The 16,267-nt window shown below is 71.0% G+C and carries 15 protein-coding genes; 7 read left to right on the top strand and 8 right to left on the bottom strand.

What is annotated here, in order from left to right:
- From AB0I81_RS62950 to AB0I81_RS62930, 5 genes are all read right to left on the bottom strand, one after another.
- Positions 1–1,344: an MFS transporter gene (locus AB0I81_RS62950; protein ID WP_360680211.1), complete on the bottom strand. Its 1,344-nt coding sequence runs from the start codon at positions 1,342–1,344 to the stop codon at positions 1–3.
- A 9-nt stretch (positions 1,345–1,353) separates the two neighbouring features.
- A complete protein-coding gene (locus AB0I81_RS62945; RefSeq protein WP_360680208.1) occupies positions 1,354–2,403 on the bottom strand; it encodes a hypothetical protein in 1,050 nt (349 codons plus the stop codon).
- A 12-nt stretch (positions 2,404–2,415) separates the two neighbouring features.
- A complete protein-coding gene (locus AB0I81_RS62940; protein WP_360680205.1) occupies positions 2,416–3,957 on the bottom strand; it encodes an acyl-CoA synthetase in 1,542 nt (513 codons plus the stop codon).
- 286 nt (positions 3,958–4,243) lie between these two features.
- Positions 4,244–5,164 (bottom strand): LysR family transcriptional regulator, encoded by a 921-nt coding sequence (locus AB0I81_RS62935; RefSeq protein WP_360680202.1) that lies wholly within the window; start codon positions 5,162–5,164, stop codon positions 4,244–4,246.
- Between the two features lie 76 nt (positions 5,165–5,240).
- Positions 5,241–6,080 carry a helix-turn-helix transcriptional regulator gene (locus AB0I81_RS62930; protein ID WP_360680199.1) on the bottom strand — a complete coding sequence of 280 codons (840 nt, stop codon included), beginning with the start codon at positions 6,078–6,080 and terminating at the stop codon, positions 5,241–5,243.
- Between the two features lie 227 nt (positions 6,081–6,307).
- On the opposite strand from AB0I81_RS62930, the gene AB0I81_RS62925 reads away from it, so the two are divergent.
- A complete protein-coding gene (locus AB0I81_RS62925; RefSeq protein ID WP_360680197.1) occupies positions 6,308–7,675 on the top strand; it encodes an MFS transporter in 1,368 nt (455 codons plus the stop codon).
- A 3-nt stretch (positions 7,676–7,678) separates the two neighbouring features.
- Here AB0I81_RS62925 and AB0I81_RS62920 read toward each other — a convergent pair whose 3' ends face one another.
- Positions 7,679–8,257, bottom strand: coding sequence for a PadR family transcriptional regulator (locus AB0I81_RS62920; protein ID WP_360680194.1), 579 nt, complete (start codon positions 8,255–8,257; stop codon positions 7,679–7,681).
- Between the two features lie 192 nt (positions 8,258–8,449).
- Here AB0I81_RS62920 and AB0I81_RS62915 point away from each other — a divergent pair, with 192 nt between their 5' ends.
- The 4 genes from AB0I81_RS62915 to AB0I81_RS62900 are packed head-to-tail and all read left to right on the top strand — an operon-like array spanning position 8,450 to position 11,645.
- Positions 8,450–9,100, top strand: a complete 651-nt coding sequence (locus tag AB0I81_RS62915) for a class II aldolase/adducin family protein (RefSeq protein WP_360680230.1) — start codon at positions 8,450–8,452, stop codon at positions 9,098–9,100.
- Positions 9,097–10,014: a VOC family protein gene (locus AB0I81_RS62910; RefSeq protein WP_360680192.1), complete on the top strand. Its 918-nt coding sequence runs from the start codon at positions 9,097–9,099 to the stop codon at positions 10,012–10,014. The genes AB0I81_RS62915 and AB0I81_RS62910 overlap by 4 nt, the downstream gene beginning before the upstream one ends.
- Position 10,015: 1 nt before the next feature.
- Positions 10,016–10,213: a tautomerase family protein gene (locus tag AB0I81_RS62905; RefSeq protein WP_360680189.1), complete on the top strand. Its 198-nt coding sequence runs from the start codon at positions 10,016–10,018 to the stop codon at positions 10,211–10,213.
- 1 nt (position 10,214) lies between these two features.
- Positions 10,215–11,645, top strand: coding sequence for an aldehyde dehydrogenase (locus AB0I81_RS62900; protein ID WP_360680186.1), 1,431 nt, complete (start codon positions 10,215–10,217; stop codon positions 11,643–11,645).
- 78 nt (positions 11,646–11,723) lie between these two features.
- Here AB0I81_RS62900 and AB0I81_RS62895 read toward each other — a convergent pair whose 3' ends face one another.
- The gene (locus AB0I81_RS62895; RefSeq protein ID WP_360680183.1) at positions 11,724–12,647 is read right to left on the bottom strand and encodes a phytanoyl-CoA dioxygenase family protein; all 924 of its coding nucleotides are present in this window, start codon (positions 12,645–12,647) and stop codon (positions 11,724–11,726) included.
- 19 nt (positions 12,648–12,666) lie between these two features.
- On the opposite strand from AB0I81_RS62895, the gene AB0I81_RS62890 reads away from it, so the two are divergent.
- The gene (locus tag AB0I81_RS62890; protein ID WP_360680180.1) at positions 12,667–13,044 is read left to right on the top strand and encodes a hypothetical protein; all 378 of its coding nucleotides are present in this window, start codon (positions 12,667–12,669) and stop codon (positions 13,042–13,044) included.
- Positions 13,045–13,084: 40 nt separating this feature from the next.
- The gene (locus tag AB0I81_RS62885; RefSeq protein WP_360680178.1) at positions 13,085–13,690 is read left to right on the top strand and encodes a sugar O-acetyltransferase; all 606 of its coding nucleotides are present in this window, start codon (positions 13,085–13,087) and stop codon (positions 13,688–13,690) included.
- 84 nt (positions 13,691–13,774) lie between these two features.
- Here the strand turns inward: AB0I81_RS62885 and AB0I81_RS62880 are convergent.
- Positions 13,775–16,267 (bottom strand): CARDB domain-containing protein (locus AB0I81_RS62880; protein ID WP_360680175.1); only part of this gene is annotated, 2,493 nt, incomplete at its 5' end.

Below are 16,267 nucleotides of genomic sequence, written 5' to 3'. Positions count from 1 at the left end.
TCAGCCTCTCATTTCGGTGTTGTCGCCGCGCAACATCGTGACGCGCGACGTCTCCGGGAGCCGGAGGATCGGGATCAGCGCGAGCAGCGCCAGCGCGATCAGGTAGTACGCGGGCATGATCTTGGAGCCGGTGGCCTCGACCAGGTACTGGCCGATGAACGGCGCGGTGCCGCCGAAGACGGCGTAGGCGATGTTGTAGCCCAGCGCCGCGCCGGTGTAGCGGATCGCCGCCGGGAACAACTCGGCCTGCGCCACCGCCACGACCGAGGCCACCGCCACCAGCGGCACGGTCAGCAGCACCTGCCCGAGCACCGCCGTCCCCATCCCGCCGGTGCCGGCGATCATGTATCCGGGCAGGGCCAGGATCGCCAGCAGGATCGCGCCGGTCAGGATGACGCGGCGTCTGCCGAATCTGTCGCCCATCAGGCCCGTGACGGGGATGAGCACGCTGTACACGCAGAGCGCGATCGCGTTGGAGAACAGCGCCGTCGTCTCGTCCAGCCCGGCGACCTCGGTGAGGTACGTACTCATATAGCTGGACATGGTGTAGAAGGCGACCGCGTTCAGGGACGCGACCCCGATCAGCGTGAGCAGTTCAGGCTTGTAGTCGCGGACCACCAGGCGCAGCGGCGCGTGCTCCACCTTGCCGGAGTCCTGCACCGCCTGGAAGACGGGGGTGTCCTCCAGCTTGAGCCGGACGTACAGGCCGACCAGCGCGAACGGCGCCGCCAGCAGGAACGGGATCCGCCAACCCCAGGACAGGTAGTCGGCCTCGGGCATGGCGGTGCTGATGCCCAGCACCAGGATCGCGGTCACCGCGAACGGGAGGGTCTGGGTGCTGTTGGACAGGCCCGACCACATGCCGCGCCGGTTCGGCGGGGCGTACTCGGACAGGAACGTCGCCCCGCCGGAGGACTCGCCGCCCGCCGAGAAGCCCTGGACCAGGCGCAGCAGCGCCAGCAGGATCGGCGCGGCGACGCCGATGGCGCCGTAGGTGGGCAGCAGGCCGATCAGCGTGGTGGCCACGCCCATCAGCAGCAGGATGATCGACAACGTGTTGCGGCGGCCGATACGGTCGCCGAGCCTGCCGAAGAAGACGCCTCCGGCCGGGCGGGACAGGAAGGTGACGCCGAAGATGGCCAGGGTGCCCAGCAGCGCGGTCACCGGGTCGGTGTCGGGGAAGAACAGGGTGGCGATCGCCTTGGTGGAGTAGGCGTAGACCGCGAAGTCGTACCACTCGACGAAGTTTCCGACCGCCACTCCGGACAGCGCCTTGACCGCCATCTTGCGGTCGCGCGGCTTACCGGCGCCGGGGGTGGACGACGAGGTCGTCGGCTGTGCCATGTCGCCTCCTCACCAGAGCCAGCGGCCGGTGTCGGTGAACTCCCAGATGTCCGTGCCGTCCCGGGAGGTGAACGATGACGCCACGTGCCCGTTGAGCATCCGGGTCGCCATGCTGTGGAACTCGAAGAACGCCGCCCGCAACTCGGCCGGGCCGCCGGCGTCGAACGGCTGGGTGCCGCGCACGATCACCCGGTGGGTCTTGGCGTCCACGCGTTCGAGTTCGGCCTCGCGGCGGGTGGCGCGGACCAGCGTGTGGTGGAAGGCGGCGATGTCGTTTATGGAGTCGCCACCTGCTCCGGCCGCGGCGGCGAGCTCGGGGGTGAGCTGGATGGCCAGCATGCGCATGGCGGAGCGGACGAGCTGGTGGGTGGCGAGCTCGCCGTAGCGCTCGTAGAGGCAGTCCACGGTGGAGCGGACGTAGCCGGAGGAGAACTTCGGGCGGGCCTTGAGCACGCGGGCCTCGGGCCACTGCTCGGGGTCGAGCACCGGGGCGGTGGCGGGGTCGAACTCGGGCGTTCTGGTGACCACCTCGAAGCGGAGGATCTCCTCCTCGGTCAGGTCGTGGTCGTACTCGTAGAAGTAGCCCTCGTCGTACGGGTCGCCCTCCATCGAGAACTTCGTGCCGACGTACCCGAGCCGGGGGGCGCCCATGTAGCGGCCGTTGCGCGGATGCCAGGAGCTGAAGACCGTGCGGCGCACCGAGGCGGGCATGGCGATCAGCGCGACGCCCGAATACATCCACATGGGGGCCAGGTAACGCACCCACGCCTTGCGCGGCGACTCCTCGACGTACTCCATCTTGAGGCCGCCGATGATGTTGGTGAAGTAGTGGTACTTGGCGGCGGCGACGGCGGGCGGATCCTTGTGGATGCCCAGCTTCTCCAGGCCCTCCATGTACCGGTCGCCCTGGTGGCTGGTCAGCACCCGGAACCACAGGTCGTTGACCGCGGCCTCGCCCTTCTCCCGGTAGGTGATCGCGGTCAGCGCGGAGAACATCTTGCTGTAGTACGTGGTCGCCAGGGCGGAGTCCGCCCTCAGTCGGGCGAGATCGGTGGTCACGAAAATCCTTTCTCAGTGCTCGGTGCCCGGCCGCCTCGTACGCAGCGGGGCGCGGCTGACCTTGCCCGACTGCGATCTCGGCAGGTCGTCCACGAACTCGATCACTTTCGGGTAGCCGAAGGCGGAGTGGTTGTCCCTGACGTACGCCTTGATGTCCGCGGCGAGCTCCGCGCCGGCCTCCCGGCCCGGCTCGGGGATCACGAACGCCTTGACGCGCTGGCCGCGCTCGGGGTCGGGCACGCCGATCACGGCGGCCTCGCGGACGCCCGGATGCGTCACGCACGCCTCCTCGACCTCGGCCGGGCTGATCCGGTACCCGGAGGACTTGATCAGGTCGTCCCTGCGGCCCTGGTAGAACAGGTAGCCGTCCGCGTCGGCGTAGGCGGCGTCGCCGGTGTGGAACCACTCGCCGCCGAACGTCCTGGCCGACTCCTCCGGCCGGTTCCAGTAGCCGAGCGGGTACTGCGGGTTGGACCTGGCGCGCAGGCAGATCTCCCCCGGCGTGCCCGGGGCCACCTCCCGCTCGTGCTCGTCGAGCACCCTGACGTCCCAGCCCGGCACCGGCAGCCCCATCGAGCCCGGCTTCACCGGCACCCCGAGGAAGTTGCCCGCCATCGGGTACGCCTCGGTCATGCCGTAGTTCTCCAGCACCTCGATGCCGAACTGCTCGGCGAACCAGGCGCTCTCGGCCTCGCCGAGCGGCTCGTTGGCGCTGCAGCACACGCGGAACGCCTGCGGGTGGCGGGTGCCCGCGTCAGGCACCTCGCGCATCATCAGCCGCAGCCCGGTGGGATTGACGAACAGGTTGCTCACCTGGTGGCGGGACAACGCGGCCAGCAGCCCGTCGGGGTCGTAGCGCCGTTCGGTGGCGTGGACGAGGTTGACCGCGCCGTACCGCCAGGGGCCGAGGATCTTGTAGACGCCCCAGGCCCAGTCGCCCATCCAGTACGAGATCTCGCCGTCGCGCAGGTCCTGGCAGTAACCGAACTCGTTGTGGCCGATCAGCCCGCGGTGCGGGGCGACCACTCCCTTGGGGTTTCCCGTCGAGCCCGAGGTGTAGTAGATGAGCGCCGGGTCGTCCGCGCCGGTGTCGGCCGTCTCATAGGTCGTGGGGTGGCCGCTGACGGACTCGGGGCCGGTGACCACGAACGTCGAATCGGCGTGGCCCGACAGGCCGCGGGCGGCGTTCTTCTCGTCGGTGACCAGCAGGCGCACGCCGGCGTCGGAGAGCCGGTAGCGCAGGGAGTCGTCGCTCCACAACTGCGCCATGGGGACGCCGATGGCGCCCAGCTTGAGTACCGCGATGATCGCGGCGGCGGTTTCCGGGCGGGGTGGCAGCAGGATCGCCACGCGGTCCCCTCTGCCCACGCCCGCCTTGGCGTAGGCGTTGGCGAATTGGCCCGCTAGGTCCTGCAATTCGCCCCAGAATACGTGGCGATCTTCGCCGGAATTATCCGTCCAGATCATTGCCAGTTTGTTACGGGGGTGTTTATCCGCGACGTCGGCGGCGACGTTGTAGCGTTCGGGCACGACCCATTCGTGGGCCCTGATCATTTCCTGATATCGGGACAGGTCAACCACGTCACTTCCTCATTGCGGTGGGGGAAGCCGCGCCGGGATGCGGCGGCGACCGGAGGATTCACGGCATGGCTCGAAAGGCGGGTGCGATTCCCCGCCGGGCGAGAGCCGATTTATGGGGTGGCGGTGAATTGACTCTAAACAGCGCTTAACCGGCCACACAAGGCGGGCCAGTGCGAGAAAAACTTGCCGGAGCGATAAGCGGCGCTTGTGCTGACCGTCACACCTCAGTGCGGGCCGCGCTCGGGGGCGGTCGTGCTTGTCAGATCTCCGTGCGGATCTGCTCCTGGATTGTCGCGCAGGCCTGGCGCAGCGCGCGCAGGGCCTCGCCCAGCAGCGGGTTGGAGTTGGCCGTGCGGTGCAGGGCGAGGACGTGACGCCGGGTGCGGGGCGAGGAGGGAAGCCGCTGGGCGCGGATCGCCGGGTCGGGCATGTGCGCCAGCGCCGGCACCACGGCCACGCCCACCCCGGCGGCGACCAGCCCGCGCACCACGTCGTAGTCGTTGCTCCTGAAGGCGATCCTGGGCTCGAAGCCCCGCGCCGCGCACAGCCTGGTCAGGCAGGTCGAGCCCGCGGTGTCCGTCTGGCTGGAGATCCACTTCTCCGACCGCAGCACGCCCACGTCCTCGATCGGGCCGGGAATGCGGTAGCCGCCGGGCAGCAGCAGCACCAGGTCCTCCACCAGGAGTTCCACCGGGGTCAGCTCGGCCGGCCAGGTCATCGGGACCAGGTCGTAGGCGTACACGACGCCCACGTCCGCGCTGCCGGCGCTCAGCAGTTCGAGGATGCGTTCCGGCTCGCCCTCGTCGAGTTGCACCTCGATCCCGGGATGCGCCCGCACCAGGCTCGCGATCACCGGCGGCACCACCCGGGCGTTGGCCGTCGGGAAGCTCCCCACCCGCAGCGCCCCCACCCGCCCGGCCACCACCGAGGCGATCTCCTCCTGCAACTCGTCGATCGCCACCAGCAAATCCGCGCCCCGCGCCGCGATGAACTCCGCCGTCGCCGAGGGCCGGATCCCGTGCGCCTCCCGCTCGAACAACTGCGCCTTCACGGTCCGCTCCAGCGCGGCCATCTGCTGCGACACGGCCGAGGAGGTGTAGCCGAGCCGCCGGGCGGCCTCGGCGAAGGAACCGGTCTCGATGACCTCGGCCAGGGTACGCAGATGGCTAGGGTTGAGCATTTCGCTACGTTATCGTCCTCTGCACCACCTCCTACCAGCCCCGATGCCGGCCGGGGTCACGGAGTGCCGGAATCGTTCAGACGGCGCTCAGCAGGCGGAGGGCCGCTTCCGAGGCTGTGTCCGGGTCGGCGGAGAAGACGGCCAGGCGCTGGCCGGGCTCCTCCTGGACGCCGAACACCTCTTCGGCCAGCGTCATCTTCCCCACCAGCGCGTGCCGGAACGTCACCGTGACCGAGTGGCAGTCGCGGACCGGATGGCGTGCCCACAGCGCCGCGAACTCGGGACTGTTCATCGTCAGCTCGCCGACCAGCGCCGCCAGCTCGGGATCGTCCGGCCACTGCCCGGCCGCCTTGCGCAGATAGCCCACGATGGTACGGGCCTTGGCCCGCCAGTCGGCGTACAGGTCACGGGTGTGCGGCTCCAGGAAGACCAGGCGGGCCATGTTCGGGCGGTCGGCGGGCCGGTCGGGGGCGTCCCAGGCGAGGTGGGCGGCCAGCAGGGCGTGGGCGGGGCGGTTCCAGGCCAGGATGTCGGCGGTGCGGCCCAGGACGAGCGCCGGGTTGACCTCCATCGAGCGCAGGACGGCGAGCGTGGCCGGGCGTACCCGCTCGGGCCGGGGCCGGCGCACGGTCCTGAGCGGTGGTTTGGCCAGCGCGCGCAGGTGGGCCTGCTCGTCCTCGTCCAGCCGCAGCGCCCGCGCGAGCGCTTCGAGCACGCCGTCGGAGGCGCTGACGCTCTGTCCCTGCTCCAGCCGCGTGTAGTAGGCGACGCTCACCCCGGCGAGCTGGGCCAGTTCCTCGCGGCGCAGGCCGGGCACGCGGCGGCGCGACCCGTACTCGGTCACGCCCGCGTCCTGCGGGGTCAGCCGATCACGGCACGCCCGCAGAAACTCCCCCATCTCCAGGCTCATGTCCATAAATCCCAGAATGCCAGTCCGGCACGCCCGTAACCTGACCCTGCCAGGCATAGGAAAACCCAGTGACTGGGTACGCCCCGCCTCCACCGCCAGGCTCGAATGCCATGACGACTCCGCCACGAGGCTCGGATCCCGCCGTGACACCCCAGTCACCAAGCCCGGCTGCCATCACGGCCCCGCCACCAGGCCCAGACACCATCACAACGCCGCCACCAAGCCCGAACACCATGACCGCGGCCATCGATGTGCGCATGAGCCCCCGCCACAAGGCCGTGCTGGCGCTCCTGCTCGGCACCCAGTTCATGCTGGCCGCCGACTTCTCCATCTTCAACGTCGCCCTGCCGGCCGTGGGCAGGGGTGTGGGCCTCGGCCTGGCCGAGTTGCAGTGGGTGGCCACGACCTATGCCCTGCCCGCCGCGGGCTTCACGCTGCTGTTCGGGCGGGTCGCCGACCTCGCGGGGCGGCGCCGCATGTTGTTCGCCGGGCTCGCCCTGCTGGCGGCGGCGTCCCTGCTCGGCGGGATGGCGAACGACCCGGTCGCGCTGCTGGCCGCCCGCGCCGCCCAGGGGCTGGCCACCGCCATCGCCATGCCCGCCGCCCTGTCACTGATCACCACCACGTTCCCCGAGGGGCCGCTGCGCGCGCGGGCACTCGGGCTCAACGGGGCGCTCACAGCGGCCGGGTTCACCTGCGGCGCCCTGCTCGGCGGCGTGCTGACCGGGGCGCTGAACTGGCGCTGGGCGTTCCTGGTGAACGTCCCCGTCGCGCTGGTCATCCTCGCCGCCGGCCCCCGCCTGATCGCACGCGACCGTGACACCGGGCGTGACCCCAACGGCCGGTCCTCCGGGGGTCGCGGGGCCAGGCTCGACGTGCCAGGTGCGGTCACCGTCACGCTCGGGCTGCTCGCGCTGGTGTGGGGTGCGACGACCGGCGGGGCCGCGCGGTGGGCGCTGGTGGGTGCCGCGGTGCTGCTGGGCGCGTTCTGGTTCGTGGAGTCGCGCAGTCCCAACCCGCTGGCCCCCGTGCACGTCCTGCGGCGGGCCACGGTCGCGCTCGGCAACCTCGGCGGCCTGACCACGGTCAGCATGGCCACCGGCGCCACGTTCCTGATGACCGTTCATCTGCAGGAGGAGCTGGGCCTGTCCCCGACCGCCACCGGGCTGGCCTTCGCCGCCACCGGTCTTCTGGCGCTGGCCGGTGGGGCCGTCGCGCCGCGCCTCATCGGCCCGCTGCGGCCGTCGGTCGTGCTGGGAGTGGGGCTCGCGGTCCAGGGCCTGGCCACCGCCGGGCTGCTCGTGGCAGGGAACGTGGCATGGGTGCTGGCAGGGCTGGCCGTCTGCTATTTCGGCAACATGGTGGCCCTGGTCGCCTACGTCGTCACCGCCACCTCCGGCCTGCCCCACCACGAGCAGGGCCTGGCCACCGGGCTGAGCGCCATGGCGCAGCAGGTCGGCATGACCGTCGGCATCCCCCTGCTCAGCGCCGCCGCCACCGTTCTGGGCGGCGTCCACCCGGCGTCCGGGGTGGCCGCCGCGATCACGCTGGCGGTGGCGGCGGTGGTCTGGCTGCCGGGCCGCGCCACCCACCCCCGATGACTGTCAGGTGTCTTCGGACAGGATGCGCAGGCTTTCGCGGGCCCAGTCGGCGCGGGCCCGCGCGACGGCGATCTGACCGGCGAAGACGTGCGCCTTCAGCCGGGCGATCCGGTCGTGCTCGGCCGGAGGGCGGCTCTTCAGGCGCTCCTTGAGCAGGTCGGTGTCCTTGGCCAGCAGCGCGTCCCGGTGGGCGCCCCACTCGGCGATCAGCTGCTCCTGCTCGGCCAGATGGGTCTTCAGCACGGACGCGGCCCGGTCCTGGTCGATCATGTCGAAGAAGAGGGCCTGCAGGAAGAACGCGTCCCGCACCGGGGGCGCGGCGTGGTCGGTGCCCGTCCAGGCGCGCAGCTCTTCGAGCCCGCGATCCGTGATCGAGTACACCGTACGGGTCAGCTTGGTGCCGCGGATCTCCTTCTGCCCCTCGATCAGCCCGGCCTGCTCCATCTGCCGGAGCGTCGGATAGATCTGGCTGTGCGGCGCGGACCACACCCAGCGCGGGGCGGCCTCGAAGAAGCGGGTCAGCTCGTACCCGTTCATCGGGCGCGCCTCCAGGACGCCGAGCAGCGCGTGCTGAAGCGACATGCCCTCAGCATAGGGAGGCGACAGAACCCCTAGAACATGTATGGAGATACATGTATGGTCCTGCTTGTCCGGCGGACGTGCCCGGCGGCTGGGAGGTTGTGCGGCGTGAAGGCGGGAGCAACAGGGCGGTCGCTGGGGAAGGCAGGAGCAGCAGGAAGGGCGCCGGGGAATGCGGGAGACGGGCGGGCCGTGATGGAGCGCGTTCTGGCCGAGGCTGGGCGGGCGCTGGCGGCGGCCGGGCTGGTCACCGCATTTGGGCACGTGTCGGCGCGGGTGGCCGGCGACCGGCTGCTCATGACGCCGCCGGTGCCGCTGGGGACGCTCGGCCCCGACGCCCCGTACACCGAGGTCGCCCTGGGGGCTGCGGTGGAGGCCCTGCCCGAGGGCACGCCGCGTGAGGCGTGGATTCATGTGGAGATCGCGCGGGCCCGGCCCGGGGTCGGTGCGATCTGCCGGGCGCAGCCGCCCACCGCGACCGCGCTGGCCTCGGCCGGGGTGCCGATCGTGCCGCTGCACGGGCAGGGCGCGTTCCTCGGGCCGCGGGTGCCGGTCTTCGACGACGCGGTGCTCGTACGGGACCGCGAGCGCGGCCGGACGCTGGCCGCCTGCCTGGGCGACGCCCCCGCCCTGGTCATGCGCGGCAACGGCGCCGTCACCGTCGGCGCGACGGTCGGCGAGGCCGTCGCCCTCATGTGGGTGCTGGAGGCCTCCGCCCGCATGAACGCCACCGCCGCCGCGGCGGGCACGCCCGTCCCCATCACGCCTGCCGAGCAGGAGGCGTGGCTGGCCGTGCGAGCAGAGTTGTGCGGCCGCATCTGGTCCTATCTCCGGGAGTCATCATGATCGAGTTAACGGACATCGCCTACGTCCGGTCCGGCGCCGCCGACCTGGACACCGCCGTGAACTTCGCGGTGGACGTCGTGGGCATGGAGCTGACCGCCCGGGAGGACGGCGTCGCCCACCTGCGCGCCGACCAGCGCCACCACTGCCTGGCCCTGGTCGAGGGCGAGTCGGGGGTGATCAGCTCCGGGTTCACGCTGCGCGACGAGGACGCGCTGGCGGCCGCCGAGACCGAGTTGGAGAAGGCCGGCATCGCCGTGGCCAGGGGCGACGCCAAGGGCGCGCGCTCGCGCCGGGTCCGGGACTTCCTGTCCTTCGACGACCCGTTCGGCAACCGCATCGACCTGGTGATCGACCAGGTCACGCTGACCGCGCCGGTCCGCTACGGCCGCGAGGCCGGCATCACCGAGTTCGGCCACCTGTGCCTGGACGCCCCCGACGTGCGCGAGGCGTACCGCTTCTGGAACGGCCACTTCAACGCCCGCGTCTCCGACTGGATCGGCGACTGGGCGTGCCTCATGCGCATCGACCCGGTGCACCACAAGCTGGCCGTCTTCCAGGGCAGCGAGCCCGGTTTGTGCCACATCAACTTCCAGGTCGGCTCGCTCGACGACGTCATGCGTAACTGGCACTTCCTGGAGGCCAACGGGGTGGAGATCGAGATGGGTCCCGGCCGCCACCCGCAGTCCACGGCGGTCTTCGTCTACTTCAAGGGGCCGGAGGGCATCACGTACGAGTACTCCTGGGGTGTGCGGCTCATCACCGACGAGGACGCCTGGCGGCCCCGCTACTTCGACCCGGCCGAGATCGGCTCCATCGACATGTGGCAGGGCCAGACCCGCCGCGTCCACACCCAGCCGCAGATCCGCCGCCCTCTCGGCCACGCGGACGAACCGTCCGGCAAGCGGGGTGCGTGACATGCCACTGGTCGAGGTGACACTGTCCGCCGGACGCGAGCCGGCCGCGATCCGGGCGCTCATCCACGAGGTGCACGCCGCCGTCGAGCGCTCGCTCGGCTCGCCCGCGCAGAGCATCCGGGTGATCGTACGAGAGGTGCCGCGCACTCACTGGGCGGCCGGCGACCAGACGCTCGCCGAACGAGACGGAGGCGTCTGACATGCCGTTCTTCGGGCACATCATCGACGGCGCCGAGGTAAGGTCCGCGAGCGGCGAGACGTTCGCCAGCGTCGATCCCTACACGCGTGAGCCGTGGGCGGAGGTCGCGCTGGGCGGCGCGGCCGAGGTGGAGCTGGCCGTGACGGCGGCCAGGCGGGCCTTCGACGAGGGGCCGTGGCCGCGCATGGGCCGCGCGGAACGCGGCCGGCTGCTGCACCGCCTGGCCGACCTCATCGTCGCGGCCACCGACGAACTCGCCCTGGCCGACACCCGCGACATGGGCAAACCCATCGCCCAGAGCCGCGGCAAGGACGTGCCGCGCGCCGCCGACAACTTCCGGTTCTTCGCCGACCACGCCCGCCTGACCACCGCCGAGACCCTGCCGATGGACTCCGGCCACCACGCCTACACCCGCTACGACCCCGTGGGCGTCACGGCCGCCATCGCGCCGTGGAACTTCCCGCTCATGCTGGAGAGCTGGAAGATCGCACCCGCGCTGGCCTGGGGCAACACCGTCGTACTCAAGCCCGCCGAGGACACGCCCGCCTCCGCCACCCTGCTGGCCCGGCTGGCCCTGGAGGCGGGGTTGCCGCCCGGCGTGCTCAACGTCGTGCACGGGTACGGCCCCGACTCCGCCGGCCAGGCGCTCACCGAGCACCCCGGCATCGACCGCGTCACCTTCACCGGCGAATCGGCGACCGGCCGCGTCATCTCGGCCGCCGCCGCGCGGAATCTGGTGCCGGTCAGTCTGGAGCTCGGTGGCAAGGGCGGCAACGCCGTCTTCGCCGACGCCGACCTGGACAGCGCGGTGGACTGGTCCATCAAGGCCATCTTCACCAACGCCGGCCAGGTCTGCCTGGCCGGATCCCGCCTGTACGTGCAGCGCCCGGTGTTCGAGGAATTCCTGGCCCGCTTCACCATCGCGGCCAAGGCCATGCGCCTGGGCGACCCCAAGCTGGACAACACCGAACTCGGCCCGCTGGCCTCGCACACCCATTACCGCAAGGTACGCGGCTACGTCGAGACCGTCGCGGACGAAGGCGGCACGATCCACTCCGGCGGCCTTGGCGACGGCTGGTTCGTCCGGCCCACGGTCATCACCGGCATGCCCGCCACCGGCCGCCACCAGCGCGAGGAGATCTTCGGCCCGGTCGTCACGGTCACCCCGTTCGACACCGAGGACGAGGTCGTGGCCCTGATGAACGGCACCCGCTACGGCCTCAACGCCATGTTGTTCACCGAGAACCTGTCGCGGGCGCACCGCGTCTCCGCCCGCCTGCGCGCCGGAACGGTCTGGGTGAACTGCTTCTTCGTCCGCGACCTGCGCGCCCCGTTCGGCGGGGTGGGCGATTCGGGCGTCGGCCGCGAGGGCGGCACGTTCAGCCGCGAGTTCTTCACCGAGCCGAAGGCCGTGGTCATGCGGATCGACTGAGGGCCACACGGCTCAGCCATGCGGATCGACTGACGGCCACACGGCTCAGCCATGCGGATCGACTGACGGCCGCACGACTCAGCCCTTCGCCTCCACCGCGCCGCCCGTGACCATGAAACGGGGAGCGGCGGAGCGGTTGGGGGCGGCGGCGTGCAGCAGGTGCGGATGCATGAAGACCACGTCGCCCGGTTCGCCCGTGAGCTCCACGACGCGCACGGGCACCCCCGACACCGACACCCCCGCTCCCATCAGCCGCGCGACACGTTCGGCGGCAGGTCCCGGCCGCCGCAGGTCGCGCAGCCAGGGATGCAGGCCGAGGATCGCGTCACGGACGGCGGGCGAGCGTCCCTGGTCGGCCTCGTCCGCCTGCCGCAGAAAGTCCTCGACCAGCCGGTGCGAACCGGCCAGCACCACGGTGCCGCCGCCTCCGGGCCCTACCGGGGCCAGGTAGGCCAGCCATTTCAGCAGCAGGCCGGCCCCGCTCGCGCCGCGCGCTGGGTAGTCGATGTGCCAGCCGCCGACCGGTACGTCCCACTCCCCCGGGGTCGGGAAGGTGACCAGTGCGGTGCCCCAGTCCGGCGGGCGGGGCCAGTCCGCCCGCCCCAGCAACGCGCCGATCGCCGCGACGACGGCGGGGGAGGCCAGCCGGTCGAAGACGCCCTTCCTGCTCAGTGCGCCGAGGCCCCGGGGCTCGGCCGGGGCCCAGGTGCCGGGCCGGTCCCGGTCCACGCCGTGCCGCTCGGCCAGCGCCGACCACAACGCCCGCGCCATGTCCGCCGCGGCGGCAGCGGGAAAGGCCCGGTCGAGGCGGGCGTAACCGTGTTCTTGGAAGTGCGCGTTGAGCTCCATGAGCGGATCGCCTCTCAGGTCGTGTACCCCTGAGCGCGACGCGGGCAGGCGGCCACCCGCGCCGGGCCCAACGGTCCGGTCGTGGGCGGGTGGGTTCATCCGCGACGGCCGGGTGAGCGAAGCAGGGGTGTGCACGCCATCCGATTCCGTCATTACCCAAAAGGAGACAGGAATGCGTAGGTCGCACAAATTCGTTCTGCCCGCCGTGCTCGCGGCCGGGTTGCTGGCCACCCCAGCCCTGCTCACCTCTCCCGCCTCCGCCTCGTCCACCACCACCGCTTCCTCGATGAGCCTGACCCTGACCGGGGGCAGCTGCGAGGCTCTCGCGCGGCGCTTCCTCTGTTCCGTCTCCTTCAGCGGAGGCGTGGCGCCGATCGCCATCCGCTGGTTCGTCAACGGCGGCAACGTTCCCTCGTTCAACGACAGGACGTTCGTGGGGATCGGCTGCCAGCCCGGCTTCAGCGTCCCCATCCGGGCGGTGATCTCCGACGCCACCGGGGCGTCCGTCCAGTTCAGCACCTCGCCCATCTGCCGCTCCGGCAACCCCTGACGAGCACGTACGGACCCCTCGGTGGGGTACGTTCGCACGCATGACGATCGACCCCGACACCCGCACGATGCGCGAGCGGATGCTCGCCGGTGACCTGTACCTCGCCGATGATCCTGAGCTGGCCGAGCACATGTTGCGCGCGGCGGACCTGATGGCGGCGTTCAACACGACGCCGGCCCGTGAGTCCGGGGAGCGCCGCCGGCTGCTCACGGAGTTGCTCGGCGAGGTCGGTGAGGGGACGGACATCCGGCCGCCGTTGCGGGTGGACTACGGCAGTCACATCCGCATCGGCGCCCGGTCGTTCGCCAACTTCGGGCTCGTGGCGCTCGACGTCGCGCCGATCACCATCGGCGATGACGTACAGATCGGGACGAACGTGCAGTTGCTCACGCCGACGCATCCGGTGGATCCAGACCTTCGCCGGGCCAAGTGGGAGGCCGCCGAGCCGATCACCATCGGCGACAACGTCTGGCTGGGCAGCGGGGCGATCGTCCTGGCAGGGGTCACGATCGGGGAGAACACCGTCGTCGGCGCCGGCGCGGTGGTCACCCGCGACCTTCCGGCGAACGTGGTCGCGGTCGGCAACCCCGCCCGCGTGGTCCGTACGATCGGCCAGGTCACGGAGTTCGACCAGGCGACGGACTGACGCGCGGCACCATCGGCCCGGCCACGGAATGACCGTGCGGCTTCGGTGGCAGGTCGCTGCCGCCGAAGCCGCACGCTCATGGGCTTATTCCTGCGTGATCACGAAGGTCGAGCCCGGCTCCTTGACGATGTCGCCGGTGGCGGAGTTCGTGATGGTGACGCCGGTCAGCTTCGCGCTGCCGCGCGCGCCGCTGTGGGCCAGGATGCCCGCGCCGTTGTTGGACTTGTCGATGCGGACGTTGGTGACGGCGACGTTCGGCATGTTGCCGCCGCCCGTCTTGAACTGGATGCCGTCGTAGGTCGAGTCGAAGATGTCGGTGTCGCGGATGGTGACGCCGGTGATGTCCCTGTTCTGGGCGAAGAGCGTGATCGCGCCGAACTTCTGCGCCTCGCCCCAGAAGACCCCGCCGCAACGGTACAGCGCGTTGTTGGCGATGAGCGTCTGCCCGGAGAAGGGCAGCGGGTTGTGGTCGGTGGCGAGCATGATGCCGGGGTAGTTCATGGTGTCGTAGATGAGGTTGTTCTCGATCTTGTTGCCGTAGCCGCCGTAGATCGCGATGCCGTTCGCCCGCCACGGGAGCTGGATCGTGTTGTTGACGAAGGTGTTGTCGTGGGCGATGTCCACCGCCTGGTCCTTCACGTACGGATTGGCCCACACCGCCAGCGAGTCGTCGCCGGTGGTGCGGAAGGCGGAGTTGAACACCCGTGAGTTCCTGGTGCCGTTGCTGAAGTTGATGCCATCGGCGTAGGTGTTGCGGATGCGCATGCCGCTGAACTGCAGCCCGTCGGCGGGCCCCCACAACTCGGGGATGTTGTCGAAGTCGCGGCCGACCCAGACGCCCACGTTGGCGTGCTCGATCCAGACGTTCGTGATCTTCGTGTTCCTGCCGAAGCGCCCGTTCAGCCCGACCCCGCCCTCGGCCCCGCCGGGGCCGCCGCGGATCCGGCCGGAGCCGAAGATGGCCACGTCCGAGATCTGCACGTTGTCGTCGATGTCGAAGCCGAAGTTGCCTTCGTGCGGGTGGTTGATGCCGCCCGTGGCCAGGTGCGGCTCGGTCAGGGTGTAGAACTGCGAGTGCCACATGCCCGCGCCGCGGATCGTGACGTCGCTGATGCCGACCTGGTTGTACTGGCCGCGGTTCAGCGGGTCGTCGGTGAGGATCTTCTTCTCCTGCCGCCACTGGCCCGGCGGGATCCACACGCAGTCGATGACGCCGTTCTGGTCATCGGTGACGGCCCGCTGGATGGCGGTCGTGTCGTCGCCGGCGTCATCGGGTACGGCGCCGTACTCGGTGATGGAGGTGCATTCGGCCGGTTTGGCGGCGGCGGGCGCCACCTGCTCCAGGTCGATCAGGTCGATGATGTAGAAGGCGGCGGTGTCGCCGGCGTCGCGCTGGAGCCGGAACTTGGTGCCCGCCGGGTACGAGCGCGCCAGCAGCGCGTGCGACTCGTCGAACAGGCGGCGGGCGTCGGCCTGCGGGGTGTTGGTCAGCGCCTCGGGGTCGTCGCTGTTGCCGTACAACCAGCTGTGGCGGGAGGAGAGGGTGAGTTTGCGGACGAACGCGCCGTCGGCGTACAGGCTGATCGTCGCCTCGATGCCGCCACCGCCGGGCGCGTCCGGAATGGAGTTGCGCACCACGATCGAGTTGGCGGCGTTGGCCGAGGTGAACTCGACGTACTGGCCGGTGGTGTTGAGGCGGACCGACTTGCGGCCCGATGACTCGGTGGCGAAGTTGGTGTGGCCGAACGTGCGCAGCGGGTCCGTCTCCAGCAGGGTGCCCTGGTAGGCGGCGGATTCGGCCTCGTACTCGACGTAGGGCACCGACGCGCCGCGGCCGACGGTGATCGGCTGCGAGAAGGTGTTGTTGTCCTCGTCGGTCTCGGTTACGGCGCCGGTCGCGTCGGCGGTGGCGGTGATGGTGGCCCCGCCGCTGGTGGCGGTCCAGCCGCCGGTGATGGCCACGTTGACGGTCGCGCCCGCGGCGATCGGCGCGGTCTCGGTGTTCAGCGTGGTGCCGCCCACCGTGACCCGGGTGGTCGTGGTGGCGCCGGTCGTACTGGTGCCGCGGTTCTTGACGGCCACGGTGAAGGTGACCCGCGTGCCGACGGCGGGGTTCGGCGGGCTGGCGGTGACGCCGAGCACCTGCAGGTCGGGGCCGGGTGCCTCGGCCACGACCAGGGGTGTGGGGGCGGTGTGGGAGTTGTTGGCCTCGTTCTGCTCGGGGACCTTGCCGTCCTCGTCGGCCTTGGCCGTGAGCTGGTACGTGCCGGCCTTCCTGGTGCCGATGTCCGCCGACACGGTGGCGGAGGCCCCGGCGGCCAGCGCGCCCACGTTGGCGCTGCCCGCCTTGGCGCTGCCGGCGTAGAAGTTGACCGAGGTGGCGGCGGAGGCCGCGGTGCCCGAGTTCTTGACCGTGGCCGACAGCGTGATCGCGGTCGTCGCCGTGGGTGAGGCGGGCGTCCAGGTGAGGTTCGTGACGGTCAGGTCGGGGTTGGCGGCGGGGCTGCCGAAGATCTGGAATTCGGCGACCTGGCCGCTGGGCGCGCCGGAGTTGGCGGTGAAGCGGAGTTGCACGTC

The organism is Nonomuraea sp. NPDC050404 (genome assembly GCF_040655495.1).
In the GTDB taxonomy this organism is placed as follows: Bacteria; Actinomycetota; Actinomycetes; order Streptosporangiales; family Streptosporangiaceae; genus Nonomuraea.
Note: the sequence above shows the minus strand (reverse complement) of the source record. Positions and strands in the feature narration are given on the sequence as shown.